19 protein-coding genes are annotated in these 12039 nt (G+C 34.8%); 9 read left to right on the forward strand and 10 right to left on the reverse strand.

Translation table 11 applies throughout. From position 1 onward, the window contains the following. Window positions 1–305 precede the first annotated feature (305 nt). From EKM66_RS12080 to EKM66_RS12090, 3 genes are all read right to left on the reverse strand, one after another. Complete coding sequence (locus tag EKM66_RS12080; protein WP_125764931.1) at window positions 306–836, reverse strand: PadR family transcriptional regulator; 531 nt, start codon at window positions 834–836, stop codon at window positions 306–308. A 65-nt stretch (window positions 837–901) separates the two neighbouring features. Beyond that, the gene (locus EKM66_RS12085; RefSeq protein ID WP_125764933.1) at window positions 902–1438 is read right to left on the reverse strand and encodes a phenolic acid decarboxylase; all 537 of its coding nucleotides are present in this window, start codon (window positions 1436–1438) and stop codon (window positions 902–904) included. Window positions 1439–1509: 71 nt separating this feature from the next. Continuing rightward, window positions 1510–2256, reverse strand: coding sequence for a TraX family protein (locus tag EKM66_RS12090; RefSeq protein WP_125764934.1), 747 nt, complete (start codon window positions 2254–2256; stop codon window positions 1510–1512). Between the two features lie 112 nt (window positions 2257–2368). On the opposite strand from EKM66_RS12090, the gene EKM66_RS12095 reads away from it, so the two are divergent. Next, a complete protein-coding gene (locus EKM66_RS12095) occupies window positions 2369–2764 on the forward strand; it encodes a hypothetical protein (RefSeq protein WP_125764936.1) in 396 nt (131 codons plus the stop codon). A gap of 35 nt (window positions 2765–2799) precedes the next feature. Here EKM66_RS12095 and EKM66_RS12100 read toward each other — a convergent pair whose 3' ends face one another. The 3 genes from EKM66_RS12100 to EKM66_RS12110 form a co-directional block, all read right to left on the reverse strand. Beyond that, the gene (locus EKM66_RS12100; protein ID WP_125764938.1) at window positions 2800–3717 is read right to left on the reverse strand and encodes an alpha/beta hydrolase; all 918 of its coding nucleotides are present in this window, start codon (window positions 3715–3717) and stop codon (window positions 2800–2802) included. A gap of 107 nt (window positions 3718–3824) precedes the next feature. Continuing rightward, the gene (gene pnuC, locus EKM66_RS12105) at window positions 3825–4577 is read right to left on the reverse strand and encodes a nicotinamide riboside transporter PnuC (protein WP_125764940.1); all 753 of its coding nucleotides are present in this window, start codon (window positions 4575–4577) and stop codon (window positions 3825–3827) included. A gap of 281 nt (window positions 4578–4858) precedes the next feature. Beyond that, window positions 4859–5422 (reverse strand): peroxiredoxin, encoded by a 564-nt coding sequence (locus EKM66_RS12110; protein WP_125764943.1) that lies wholly within the window; start codon window positions 5420–5422, stop codon window positions 4859–4861. A gap of 117 nt (window positions 5423–5539) precedes the next feature. Between EKM66_RS12110 and EKM66_RS12115 the strand changes: the two genes are divergently transcribed. From EKM66_RS12115 to EKM66_RS12915, 3 genes are all read left to right on the forward strand, one after another. Next, complete coding sequence (locus EKM66_RS12115; RefSeq protein ID WP_125764945.1) at window positions 5540–6196, forward strand: HD domain-containing protein; 657 nt, start codon at window positions 5540–5542, stop codon at window positions 6194–6196. A 14-nt stretch (window positions 6197–6210) separates the two neighbouring features. Next, the gene (locus EKM66_RS12120) at window positions 6211–6735 is read left to right on the forward strand and encodes a phosphatidylglycerophosphatase A family protein (protein WP_125764947.1); all 525 of its coding nucleotides are present in this window, start codon (window positions 6211–6213) and stop codon (window positions 6733–6735) included. 427 nt (window positions 6736–7162) lie between these two features. Further along, window positions 7163–7363: a hypothetical protein gene (locus EKM66_RS12915; RefSeq protein WP_125764949.1), complete on the forward strand. Its 201-nt coding sequence runs from the start codon at window positions 7163–7165 to the stop codon at window positions 7361–7363. 201 nt (window positions 7364–7564) lie between these two features. Here the strand turns inward: EKM66_RS12915 and EKM66_RS12130 are convergent, their stop codons facing one another. Beyond that, window positions 7565–7906: a winged helix-turn-helix transcriptional regulator gene (locus EKM66_RS12130; protein ID WP_125764951.1), complete on the reverse strand. Its 342-nt coding sequence runs from the start codon at window positions 7904–7906 to the stop codon at window positions 7565–7567. A 101-nt stretch (window positions 7907–8007) separates the two neighbouring features. Here EKM66_RS12130 and EKM66_RS12135 point away from each other — a divergent pair, with 101 nt between their 5' ends. The 3 genes from EKM66_RS12135 (at window position 8008) to EKM66_RS12145 (ending at window position 9917) form a co-directional block, all read left to right on the forward strand. Further along, the gene (locus tag EKM66_RS12135; RefSeq protein WP_125764953.1) at window positions 8008–8595 is read left to right on the forward strand and encodes an NAD(P)H-dependent oxidoreductase; all 588 of its coding nucleotides are present in this window, start codon (window positions 8008–8010) and stop codon (window positions 8593–8595) included. 210 nt (window positions 8596–8805) lie between these two features. Beyond that, the gene (locus EKM66_RS12140; RefSeq protein WP_125764955.1) at window positions 8806–9582 is read left to right on the forward strand and encodes a potassium channel family protein; all 777 of its coding nucleotides are present in this window, start codon (window positions 8806–8808) and stop codon (window positions 9580–9582) included. A gap of 26 nt (window positions 9583–9608) precedes the next feature. Then, window positions 9609–9917: a hypothetical protein gene (locus tag EKM66_RS12145; protein ID WP_125764957.1), complete on the forward strand. Its 309-nt coding sequence runs from the start codon at window positions 9609–9611 to the stop codon at window positions 9915–9917. Between the two features lie 22 nt (window positions 9918–9939). Here EKM66_RS12145 and EKM66_RS12660 read toward each other — a convergent pair whose 3' ends face one another. The 3 genes from EKM66_RS12660 to EKM66_RS12155 form a co-directional block, all read right to left on the reverse strand. Beyond that, window positions 9940–10107, reverse strand: a complete 168-nt coding sequence (locus EKM66_RS12660; RefSeq protein WP_164505144.1) for a hypothetical protein — start codon at window positions 10105–10107, stop codon at window positions 9940–9942. Next, window positions 10104–10310, reverse strand: coding sequence for a hypothetical protein (locus EKM66_RS12150; protein ID WP_125764959.1), 207 nt, complete (start codon window positions 10308–10310; stop codon window positions 10104–10106). Before EKM66_RS12150 ends, EKM66_RS12660 begins: the two co-directional genes overlap by 4 nt. A 73-nt stretch (window positions 10311–10383) precedes the next feature. Then, window positions 10384–10809 carry a universal stress protein gene (locus EKM66_RS12155; protein ID WP_125764961.1) on the reverse strand — a complete coding sequence of 142 codons (426 nt, stop codon included), beginning with the start codon at window positions 10807–10809 and terminating at the stop codon, window positions 10384–10386. Between the two features lie 328 nt (window positions 10810–11137). Between EKM66_RS12155 and EKM66_RS12160 the strand changes: the two genes are divergently transcribed. Together EKM66_RS12160 and EKM66_RS12665 are read left to right on the forward strand one after the other, a co-directional pair. Beyond that, on the forward strand, window positions 11138–11686 hold the full coding sequence (locus tag EKM66_RS12160; RefSeq protein WP_125764963.1) for a sunset domain-containing protein: 549 nt from the start codon (window positions 11138–11140) through the stop codon (window positions 11684–11686). Between the two features lie 131 nt (window positions 11687–11817). Further along, window positions 11818–11985, forward strand: a complete 168-nt coding sequence (locus EKM66_RS12665) for a hypothetical protein (protein ID WP_164505145.1) — start codon at window positions 11818–11820, stop codon at window positions 11983–11985. Window positions 11986–12039: the final 54 nt, after the last annotated feature.

The raw sequence follows: 12039 nt of genomic DNA on the forward strand, positions 1-12039 counted from the left end.
TGAACCGCCGTATACGGATCCGTACGTACGGTGGTGTGAGAGGTCGGTAATTAATTTACCTCCTACTCGATCAGCAGGTTCAAATTACTTTCTTCCGGAGCAAACCAAAAAAAACAGCTCCAAAGTCGGGCAGACTTCAAAGCTGTTAGTTACGGATTTAGCAATATGATATGTAGTATTATTTGATAAATGTTCAAATTCATTTACCAATATTAATTATCACGCTTAAATCTTGTTTAGTAAATACCTTTTGACCAATGTAACCGAACCGTTAGCATAACCTTACAATTTTGTAAGATTATTTTCTATTTCAAATTACTTAATGTATTGGTTAGCCAATCAATATGGTTTTTCTCACGTTCAATTGCGCGTGTAAGAATCAAATAATGACCATAGTTATTGTCAATATTCTCTGAACTTGAAAAAAGTAATTCCTGACGCTCTAACAAATGTGAATAATGAGCTTTATTTATAGACATTTGCTGCTCAATTAACTTTTTTAGTATCGGACTATTTTTGTCCTTGATGAAATACAGCTTAACTGAAAACAAATCGTCTTTTTGCGACAATGGTTCTTTTAGCCAGTCGGTTAATACAGAAGCTCCTTCAGACGTTACTAGGTAAAAAATAGATTTAGAATCATCGTTATTATCATCTGGACATATCCATCCATCATCGATCATTCGTTGTAATTCAGGATAAACTTGACTATGTGATGCATGCCAAAATTCTCCAATTTCATTATTGAATTCTTGGCTTATTTGATAACCTGACAACCTGGTTTTATTATTGATCAATCCCAACAATATATATGGTAATACTCTTTTTTTAGGCATACATTTCTCCTACTTCCAAACTTCTCACCATAAATCTTATCTCATCAGACGAAGCAATAACAATTCTATTTATCAATTCTGTGATAATTCTTATCAAAATACTTACCCTGACGAATATCATCTGGTAGTTCTTTATATGGAGCTTCGCTAATAACGTCTTCATTTTCGACTCCAGCATCGCCCATGTATGTGATATTAGCAAATTCAGGAACAACCAATTTTGGGTATGTTTCGTATTTTTCACGTGATTCTTCCATTAGATCAATGTGTTCATTTTGATATGTCACAGTGATTTCTGGATGTTCTTCAACCCACTTAGGGAAGAAAATAGTACCATGAATCTTGTTCTCGTTTGGTAAAAAGTCCAAGGCAACATCAGTACCAGTTGGTTCTGTCCACGAGATCTTGTAGATACCTTCTGTTAGCATGACGATATTTGCTTCTTGATCTGTGACCCAGCGACCAGCTACCATACCACCATGGATACGGTAATCAACAGTATGATCATTCTTGGCATACCATTCATATTCCCAACCATTATCATAAGTGTAAATAAAGTGTGTTCCTAAAAAATCATCTAAAGTTTTAAATTGTTTATTCATAAATTTCTCCTATGTCGTTATCGACAATGATTAGTATATGTCGATAACGACATCACGTCAACAATTTAATTTTATTTACCCAAATAATTAGCGACCAAATGAATGATCCATAGATGCGCTGGATAAAATACATAAAATAAGTATTTCATTTCACGGCCCAGTTTTCCTTGAGTTCCGTTGTACAAATGTAACATTGGCACAATTAGAATGAAGAACATACTACTAGCATTCATGGCGATCCCATCATAGATTGACAACAAGCTATTTGTATCCATGGCCGGGACACTCATTGATAATTCCAAGATTCCAAAAAATACTGCTAGTACTAAATACGACAAATCTCGTTGCTTAACGTTGCCATAAGTTAAGCTAGTAATGAACATGAATGGAAGCAATAAATAACTACCTTCTAAAATTGGAATACAGCCAACTAATAGCAATGCAAAGGCAATATATTTGTTACGGCGTTGTGCTGAATTCCACAACATGACAATGGCGGCACCTAGTGCCAAAGTAACAAAAATATTATCGCCAAGTATCGACATCTGGTAGCTAGGCTTCAAGAATTGGTTCATAATGAAGTTACCAATTCCCATGAATATTCCCCAACCCGTTAATCGTAACAAGTAATCCTTCTTGCTGTGCGTGTAATGTAGTCCCTCAATTACCAAATATCCGAACCCAACGGCAACGACACGCGTAATTATGTGGAATGCATCTGCCCAATATGGTGAAATAAATTCTGGAATGTGGTCCAAAACCATTAATAGCATCAATATTATTTTGAAAGTTTCTCGATTATAACTAAGTTTCTGCATACAAATCTCCTCTATATAACTCTTTAACTACATTATTCAGGAGACTGAACCGCAAGTAAATAGACCTTGCAGAAGCGTTCGTAAACGTTACAAAAACGTAAGGAGATCAGACATGTTACCATTCAATGAATTTGCTCTAGCTATTTCAGCCATTATTATCGCAATTACAAGTATTATCGGAGTCGTCTTACTTTCAACTTCAATCTTTAAGATGAACTCATCCCTTAAGAAGACTGCCCGCACAATTGAACAATTTCAACGACCATATTTGACTGTTAAATTAAACGACAAAAATATCATTATTCATAATACCGGCAGATCACAAGGAATCATCAACTCAATAACCATCAACAATTCCGACAAAATAGATGACTACGACAATAAACCGCTTAATCCTGAACAGTCATTTAAGATAAAGAATACATTTCAAAACGAAGAAACGCTGTCAGTCGAAATAACATATCACAGCGAAAATAATATCTATAAAGAAAATATTTCACTTAGATAAAAAAATGGAAGACAAATCTAATTGTCTTCCATTTTTTATTTGAAGTATTTTGCAGCATACTCTGTAACATTCTTAATATATTTTGCTTTGTCCATATTGTATGCCTTGCCATGCTCAGCACCTTTAACGATCCACATCTTCTTAGGATCATTGGCATTCTTATAATTCTCATAAATATTGCTTGTTGGAACAAAGGTATCTTTTGATCCATGAATCAAGAACAACGGAACATGGCTCTTCTTCAAAGTATTCTTAGTATTAGCCTCATAGAAGTTATATCCTGCGAATATTTTGGAGTAAACAGCTGCTGTTTGAACCAATGGGAAACTTGGTAAATGGAACATTTCTTTGAGTTGGTAACTTAACTCACCAGAAATCGTTGAATAACCACAATCCTCAATCGCCCATTTAACATTTTGAGGATGCTTGCCTAATGTATACATTACAGTAGCAGCACCCATACTGATACCATATAACCCAATCTGTGACCCAGATCCATTCGTCTTATTGACACGTTTGATCCAGCCTAGCATGTCCTCTCGGTCTTTCCAACCATATCCGGCATATTCACCCTCGCTCAACCCAAACGAACGGTTATCAGGTGCAAGAACGTTATATCCAGCATCATGAAACATTTTTACAAACGATCCCATATACTTGCTGGCACTTCCATATCCATGAACAACTACAACTGTTTTATTGGTCTTTTGTTCAGCCGGCAAATATCTTGCTTTCAATTCCAATCCGTCTTTTGACTTTTCCGTCCAGATCTGTTGTTCCGAAGCATTAAACCAGCGATTGTTTCCTTTCAATGGTCCGGTAACTAAAGTACTGCTGTAACTGCCTTTCTTGAAGGCATAATTGAACAAATATGCTCCACCCGCTAAATCGGCAACTACTAACACGCCAACTAGAGATATCAACGCACCTTTTAGAACTTTTTTCCCACGCATATAACTAACCCACTTTATATTTTATATTCTAGTAAATCATATATTAGCATTTTACCAAAAAAAAAGTTGAGTTTTCTACTCAACTCAACTTTTTAATATTAAAATATTTAGTTCATTTGTTGTTCAGCATCTTCAACATCTGAAGTTGAGGCTGAATCAACCTTGTGGAACCAGTGAATATGTGAATCGAAGAATGCAATCATATCATTCATGAAGTACATGATGTAAGTCAAGAATAGAACAGGACTAGCATCTCCTTGAGCTGCTGTAACACCCCAAAGAACGATTGACATAATACCTTGAACAGTCCAGAAATAATATTGTTCACGGAAACGCAATGTACATAACAAAGCTCCTGTGAAACCAATAGCACTAGCAACTGAATCAATTACTGGTCTAGGACTGATAAATAGATGTGTATCCATCAAATAAAGAAGACCCCATGATGCAAAGAAGAATAAGGCTGTAAGTAGCCATTTTGTACCTGTAAGACCATGGATATGCTTCTCAGCATCCTTTGCCCATTGTGGACTGATCAAAACAGGAATATCCAAAAGGATAATATAACTTGTTTGTAAAATAACATCAGCAAAGTTCTTAGCGTTAATAGCTACGAAAATATAAATAAGTGCTGAAACTAAACCTAACACACCATTTAAAGGCTTGGCGTTAGTGATTGCAACTGTACATGTAAATCCTAGAACACCGGCAAACCATGTAGCAACGGCAATACCTGACATACTGTGTGAAAGTGTTGAAGCAGTGATGGCACCCAAACCAAACATTAAAAGCATGTAACTTTTAAAACTCCAACCTTTCATTTGTTCGACATACCACTTTGGGCTAAAAATACTTGTCATTTAATTCTTCTCCTCACTCTTTTGAAACTTATTTGTTCCCCTTATATTTGAACAACAGATAAAATCATACCACCAATTAACGCTTCACTGAAAGACCTTTGCTTAAATTAATTTTCGTGAATGATAACACAATTGTGATACAGCCCAGTATCACAACGATTCAAGTATAAAATTAATTTTTATAATTATTTACACTATATGTAGTATTTTATACATTATCCACATACCACATGTAGAATACAAAAAAAGACCTCAAAAAGAGGTCCATAAATATTTTAAATTTAAATTTTACCTACTAAGTCTCCACTTGGTACGATCGTCTTCTCACCTGGGTGCCAATTTGCAGGACAAACATTGTCGCCATTCTCTTCAACAAATTGTGCAGCTTCCAGAGTTCTAAGAATCTCTTCAGCGTTACGTCCGATACCCATTGCATTAACCGTATATGACTTAATAATACCTTTAGGATCAATGATGAATACACCACGATAAGCTTGACCACTTTCTGAATCGATCAAGTCAAAGTAGTCTGCCAACTGATGTTTTTGATCAGCCAACATTGGATATTCAATCTTACCTATGCTATCAGTATTCTCAGCCCATGCCATATGTGAGAATTCACTATCGACAGAAACTGAATAAATTTCAGCATCATTTGCTTTAAAATCAGCATAGTTTTTTTGTAGATCTTGCAACTCGGTTGGACATACGAATGAAAAATCTGCTGGATAGAAGAACAAAATTGACCATTTGCCAAGTAGATTATCTTTGTTATAACTCAATAATTCGCCATTATGATATGCTTTAACATCAAAATCTGGAATCTCTTTGTTGATATAATTCATTTTCTACTACCTCCCTAAGTTATAGTTATATCTTAATACAATATTACTTTTTAACATAGCACAAACCGCATTCTCTGCTAGAATGTATATATCATATTTTGAAGGACTGTTTATATTATGACTAACGAACAACAAATTGAAGAGATTCGCAAATTTTCATACAACAAAATGGTTAAAGATCACACCGGACACAACTTCGACCACATTCAACGTGTCGTTAAAATGGCCAATCGCCTATCAAATGAGGAAAAGACTGACAAACTGATTACCCTAGGAGCCGCTTACCTACACGATGTTGCCGACGACAAATTGGTCGATGATCCAGCTGAATTGGAATCTGAAATCAAAAAATTCTTGAAGAGCATTAACCTGAATGAGTCTCAAGTTGAAGAGATAATGTATATCACGCATAATCTCTCATTTAGTAAATCACTAAGCAAGAACCCTCCCAAACTGTCACTTGCAGGTCAAGTGGTTCAAGATTCTGATCGATTAGATGCCATCGGTGCGATTGGAATTACCCGTGCTATCTATTACGGTGGCGTGAACGCTGAAACAATCTACGACCCAGCTATTAAACCACGTGAAAAAATGAGTAAAGCTGAATACCGTAATCTTGATAACGAGACTATCATTAATCATTTTTATGAAAAACTGCTAAAATTGACAGGTATGATGAATACACCGACCGCAAAGCGTATCGCCTTGCATCGTCAACAATTCATGTACGAGTTCTTAAATGAATTCAAATCGGAATGGTTATCAGAGAACTAATCTGGAGGGATTTTATGGCATCATTTGCTGAACAAGACAAAGAATATTATGAACATATCATTAGAAATCTAGAAGAACGTGGCGTTACATTACCAGACATCGCTGAAATTGTTATCTTCCTAGAAAAGGACTATGTGCCTGGGCTAGATGAAGGTATATCGATCTATGCTATTAAAAAGGTTCTACATAAACGTGAAGCTCAAAACGCTATCATGACTGGAATTGAACTAGACGTGCTAGCCGAAAAGGGACTATTATCATCCCCTATGCAACGTATCATGAAAACTGATGAATCGACCTATGGCATTGATGAAAATATGGCCATAACATTGGCAAGTTTGTATGGCTCTGTGTCTGTCACAAACTACGGTTACGTCGACAAATTAAAACACGGTGTTTTAGCTAAACTGAACGATAAATCAACCGGCAAGATCAACGTGTTCTTGGATGACTTAGTTGGTGCTATTGCTGCTGCAGCTTGTGGTTGGTTAGCACATAATGAGAATGAAGTTGCCAGATTACTTGGTGAAGGTGAATAGATTAAGGTTACTCAATTATTAAAAATGTAAGAGAAAATACACCTATCAAAGTTTCTATATGAAAGGGTTTTCGCAAAAATAAAAGAGATGTATACTGTTCTTAGGGTTTAAATGGACGTTGAATTATTCCTAGACTTCTTCCTACCAGAGATAGACGCACAGTTGTCAAGGTTTTACGGAATCTGCCTGTGTTCCATCCGCTACACTTGGTAAACTCGCTACCTATCGGTAAGGTTATCCCTAATTTCGTAAACAATTCAGTGTATAGTCTCAGTTAGCTTAGACAGAACTTTCTGGCAATGACCATGCGCCTAATTGTCTCAAGGCTCTGATAAAGCTGCGTTAGAAGGTAACAAAAATCTACCTAAAAATGATACATCCACAATAAATCCTGATTGAGCTTATTCAATGAAGGAAGTGAAATATGATGATGATGTATCCGTATATAAAATTAGGCCCTAAGGATGGAGTCTTGTTGATTTCAGTTGCTATTATGTTAGTTTTAACACTAGTCTTTAAATGGTCGGTATGGGAATCTGTATCTTCTGTTGTAGCAGTCATAATTTCGTTCTTAGCAGGGAATATGAAATCAAGTAAGAAGAATGTGCTTACCTTTTTAAAAAAATAGTTTGAATTGGGTCAGGATATCCTGGATTCTGGTAAATTACAGACCCATTCTTAATCATTATAAAAAATCATTAATATTCAGAGAATAGAAATAGAGTCATCATCAACTTGAATAATCAAATTGATGATGACTCTATTTCTTTACAACTAAACTTGAAAAAAACCTATCAGACGTGCGTAACCTATTTTATGAGTTATCCATTTATTCTAATTTTTGACGTTCGCCCCAATTACAAATACCTTTCATTACGGGAATCAAGGACTCACCCAATTCAGTTAGGCTATACTCAACCTTGGGTGGAATCTGTGGATACTCTTCACGATGCACTAATCCGTCAGATTCTAGTTCTCGCAAAGTATTGGTTAAGGTCTTGAAAGAAATTGGAGCAAGTAAACGTTTAAGTTCGTTGTAACGAAGTGGCTGGTGGTTTAGGTGAATAGCATAAAGTGTTTGTATTTTATATTTTCCGCCAATTAATCGTAAAGTATAAGCAAAACCAGTATCCTGTAAACGATTTTCTTTAATGTAATCGATATCCGCCATTACACTCTCCTTTTGGTTAGTACCGCACTTTAATTTGCGTACTTGTTTGAATGATGATTATATCATAAACTCAGTCCATCAACTTGAAGGAGAAAACATTAATGAAAACTATTATTTATGCACATCCCTATGAAGGCAGTCTTAATCATGGTATCTTGACACGCCTAGCCGATTATTTTGAGCAAAACAAGCAAGTTTACCAAGTGATTGATCTATATCAAGACGACTTCAATCCACGTTTTTCAAAAGAAGAATTACGCCTCTTCAGTCGCGGTGAAACACCTTATCAGTTAGTCAAACATTACCAAAAAATGATAAGTCAGTCCGATGAATTAATTTTCATTACACCAATATGGTGGCACCAAATTCCCGCAGAGCTTAAAGGATTCTTTGATAAAGTAATGTTGAAGGATTTCGCATATGAAGGTAAACCAGAATGGCACGGTCTATTGACCTACATCAAGAAAGCAACCATTATAACAACGGCCACGATAACTAAAAGTTACCTAAAAAATGAATCCGGTGATCCGATTCAGAGTAATCTGATCAACCGAGTATTTTCAGATATTGGGATTGATTCTAAACATACGAACTGGATTCACCTTGGTGAAGCTAAAACAACATCAGATGAAATAAGAGAGCAATTCTTAAATAATTTACCTAATCTATATTTGCATGGTCAGGACTAACCGATTGTTTCGTAATCAGTTTTATCATTTACAAATTGCATTAGAAATCAAAGACTCCATATTAGAATCGATAGATTCTGATATAGAGCCTTTTTGGGTACAATATAATTGTTTACTTTACTTATTTAAATCAATTTGTAAATAAGCTATGATAATAACTAGAGAGGCATTTGATCAGTATTATTAATACAAATAGATAGAAGATCTAATATGAAAACGTATAATAATATTTTAAACAACAAGAAATTGAGAATTGCCTACTATGTAGTAATCATTGCTTCCGGACTGCTTTCGCTTATCACGCTTGTATTGAGCTTCATTCCAAGCATTGATGTCAACAAACTTCCATATAATTTGATAGATATAACGACACTAACTATTTTCACAATTGATTATTTTACTAGATGGATCTTAGCCAAAGATAAACTAGTATTTTTCCGCAAAAACATCTTTGACCTTTTAGCAATCATCCCATTTTATTCAATCTTTAGTTTTTTCCGTGTTTTCAGAGTATTTCGTGTTTTTCAGGCTTTAAAAGTATTTGCTCTACTGAGATTTATGGGGACTGCCGGCAAGCTTCAAAAGCACTTTAAAAAGTTTTTAAAAATTAATGGATTGATATATTTATTTATAGTTTGTACAATTGTATTAATCACAGCTGCAATCATGTATTCCATGGCAGAAGGTGTTTCATTGGGGGAATCCTTCTGGTGGGCTATTGTGACTGCCTCTACGGTTGGTTATGGCGATATTGCACCAACGACATTGGTCGGTAAAATTGCTTCATCTTTATTAATGATAGTAGGAATTGGCTTCGTCAGTACACTTACTAGTACGATTACCAACTACTTCACGCCTGAGACCAACAGTCAAAGTAATGAGAAATTAGATCAGATAATAGTAAAATTAGATACATTGTCCCAAGAGAACAAAGAGCTACATCACGAAATTGATAATCTAAAAGAAAAATTACATGAGAATTCATAAATCGTTCCTATATAGGGGGAATCTTCGTGCAAGCTGGGGAAACTATTTTAGACCGGATTTCTAGAGAATGTGCTATTAGGCAGAATCTCAAGGATATTCCATTCATACACTACTTTTCAAATGACTTCATGGAACGCAATACTATGTACTTCTGTATTGAAGACTTCATGAAAGCTATTGGTGTGGTTGATAAAGTAACACTTGAAAAAATTGATCAAAACAATTGGGACTTGATTGTCTCACAAACGACCGTCTTCAAAGATTGGTCAGAAATGTTGGATAGCGCTGGTAATGAATATTACCAACTGCATATGCAAAAGGGACTTGCCATTTAGTTGGCAGGTCCCTTATCTTGTATCACATATACTTTTTCTCAGCGCTTGTTTTGTTTCTAAAATCACATTTAACAACATCATCATTCACTTTGATGTCTGTGAGTCTCTGATATTCCTTCTCAAATGAATTTTTAAATTCCTCATTCTTCATTTTCTCTTTAAGTAAATCTTCGAAATTAAATGTTTTCATCCATTTATCCCCTTATTCAAATAATCATGCCTTAACTTTTCAGCGTGTTTTAATTCTTTTAAAGGTATCTTATTACTTTTCTTAGTGAATCCATTATTTACAATAAAATCTACAGAGGAAAATATTTTACCTTGAACATCATTATTCAAACTTTCAATATATTTTAGTGCTTTGTCAGCTATTACAAATTTAATTTTATCCATGTAAAAACATTACCCTGAAACACAACTTAATTCTACGGCTAATCGAACATAATAAAAAATGAAATAATTTATACTAATCAACTAACATTACTGGAATCTCAGCCTTCTCAACCACATGTCGTGCGACCGATCCAATTAAGAACTTTTCAATTGCATGTTTACCTGTTTTACCAAGTACAATCAGGTCGGACTTGGTGCATTTGGGAACTTCAGACGCAATCAAACCTCTAGGATCACCCTTTTCACAGATAACGTTATATTGGATTTCTTGATTTTTTAGTTGTTGTTCCGCAGTTTTTAGATGCTTCTTTGTCATCCCTTCCAAATCATTGACCATCGGCATATAAGACATACCCACGGTAACAGGAATATTATTTGTGTTAGTAATTGAAACTAGCTCAATAGAGGAATCAAATTTAAGTGCTAATTCCATTCCTACATCCAATGCTCTAAAAGAAACGGGACTACCATCGATTGCTACAATAATTTTTTCAAACATGATTTCTCTCCTTTGCAATTATGAAATATACTTCGTAATTCCAGATTACGAAATTGCGGAAAATCAGGCAAGAAATATGCTAAATCCGGACAAAAAAAGAGATAAGGCGGTTTGACCTTATCTCGATATTAGTTATCTTGAACAGAAAATAGTTGCAATACATTAATTGTATCGCAGAAATATCATAACACTTTAATATCTACATTTCATTCCTGACGTTCTATTTTAATGCTACTGACGCCAATTTGTAATATACTTCACGTTTGCTGATTAATTCACAAGTATTAATGATATATTAATATTGTAATAAAATATTGGAGGGATAATTATGAAGAAGACAGTAATATCTAGTATAATTGCAGCCGCAATTATGTTACTCGACTCTGCACAGTCACTAATCACTGTTAATGCCGACACCACAACCAACGGGGAAATCGGTAAAGACAAAGGAATTGTTACAACGAACGAAATTGCTACATTATATTCGCTAAACAATAACAAATTAACACGTGTCAAAAATCGTGCATTATCTAACAATTCATCGTGGATCTATAACAAAACAACTACCGGTAATGATGGATTAACCTACTACCGTGTTGCAACCAACGAATGGGTACCTACGATTTCCCTATCGAAGATTGTTTCAAACTATGGAACTATTAAAACTCCAAGCGCAAATAAGCCATCCAGTACAACTGATCCAAGCGCAATTATTCTTATTAATACAAGCCAAATGAACAAAGTCGTTGGTAATTCTGATTCTAAAATTTACCATACAAGTAATCAAAGAAACTTCAAGATCAAATCCAGCAACGTAGTCTACTTTGATAACGAACAAGCAGCAATTAACGCTGGATACAAGCATTCAAAGATTTAAGGTTACTGAAAGCATTCTCAATTGAGAATGCTTTTTTCATTTTTCGAAAGAACTAATTTTAAATCTGAATTATTTTCTGAGTGTCCAACATGATATATTATCATTACGCTTAAAATTTAGGAGGATTACATATGAAAAAAAGAGTTATTTCAGGCATGATTTTTGTGTCTTTCTTACTACTTGGAATGCTAAACTCTTTGGTATCAGTGAACGCAAGTACGAATACTTGGGGAAATATCATTAAAAAGAAAGGTGTTGTCACAACTAATAAATTATCGCAAATTGCAAGAACAAGTTAGCCACTTTTTAAAAGACTGATACCAAGGGAGTTTCAGTTAGTGGAGTTAAGTAAT

Origin of the sequence: Companilactobacillus hulinensis, assembly GCF_003946555.1 — a bacterium.
GTDB lineage: Bacteria > Bacillota > Bacilli > Lactobacillales > Lactobacillaceae > Companilactobacillus > Companilactobacillus hulinensis.

Bases quoted from the DNA above. Each gene is read 5' to 3' on its own strand.
- EKM66_RS12100 (WP_125764938.1), bottom strand. From the start codon at position 3,717: ATGCGTGGGAAAAAAGTTCTAAAAGGTGCGTTGATATCTCTAGTTGGC.
- EKM66_RS12140 (WP_125764955.1), top strand. From the start codon at position 8,806: ATGAAAACGTATAATAATATTTTAAACAACAAGAAATTGAGAATTGCC.
- EKM66_RS12160 (WP_125764963.1), top strand. From the start codon at position 11,138: ATGAAGAAGACAGTAATATCTAGTATAATTGCAGCCGCAATTATGTTA.
- EKM66_RS12665 (WP_164505145.1), top strand. From the start codon at position 11,818: ATGAAAAAAAGAGTTATTTCAGGCATGATTTTTGTGTCTTTCTTACTA.
- EKM66_RS12090 (WP_125764934.1), bottom strand. From the start codon at position 2,256: ATGCAGAAACTTAGTTATAATCGAGAAACTTTCAAAATAATATTGATG.
- EKM66_RS12095 (WP_125764936.1), top strand. From the start codon at position 2,369: ATGTTACCATTCAATGAATTTGCTCTAGCTATTTCAGCCATTATTATC.
- EKM66_RS12110 (WP_125764943.1), bottom strand. From the start codon at position 5,422: ATGAATTATATCAACAAAGAGATTCCAGATTTTGATGTTAAAGCATAT.
- EKM66_RS12915 (WP_125764949.1), top strand. From the start codon at position 7,163: ATGATGATGTATCCGTATATAAAATTAGGCCCTAAGGATGGAGTCTTG.
- EKM66_RS12135 (WP_125764953.1), top strand. From the start codon at position 8,008: ATGAAAACTATTATTTATGCACATCCCTATGAAGGCAGTCTTAATCAT.
- EKM66_RS12660 (WP_164505144.1), bottom strand. From the start codon at position 10,107: ATGAAAACATTTAATTTCGAAGATTTACTTAAAGAGAAAATGAAGAAT.
- EKM66_RS12130 (WP_125764951.1), bottom strand. From the start codon at position 7,906: ATGGCGGATATCGATTACATTAAAGAAAATCGTTTACAGGATACTGGT.
- EKM66_RS12150 (WP_125764959.1), bottom strand. From the start codon at position 10,310: ATGGATAAAATTAAATTTGTAATAGCTGACAAAGCACTAAAATATATT.
- EKM66_RS12080 (WP_125764931.1), bottom strand. From the start codon at position 836: ATGCCTAAAAAAAGAGTATTACCATATATATTGTTGGGATTGATCAAT.
- EKM66_RS12155 (WP_125764961.1), bottom strand. From the start codon at position 10,809: ATGTTTGAAAAAATTATTGTAGCAATCGATGGTAGTCCCGTTTCTTTT.
- EKM66_RS12120 (WP_125764947.1), top strand. From the start codon at position 6,211: ATGGCATCATTTGCTGAACAAGACAAAGAATATTATGAACATATCATT.
- EKM66_RS12085 (WP_125764933.1), bottom strand. From the start codon at position 1,438: ATGAATAAACAATTTAAAACTTTAGATGATTTTTTAGGAACACACTTT.
- EKM66_RS12115 (WP_125764945.1), top strand. From the start codon at position 5,540: ATGACTAACGAACAACAAATTGAAGAGATTCGCAAATTTTCATACAAC.
- pnuC (WP_125764940.1), bottom strand. From the start codon at position 4,577: ATGACAAGTATTTTTAGCCCAAAGTGGTATGTCGAACAAATGAAAGGT.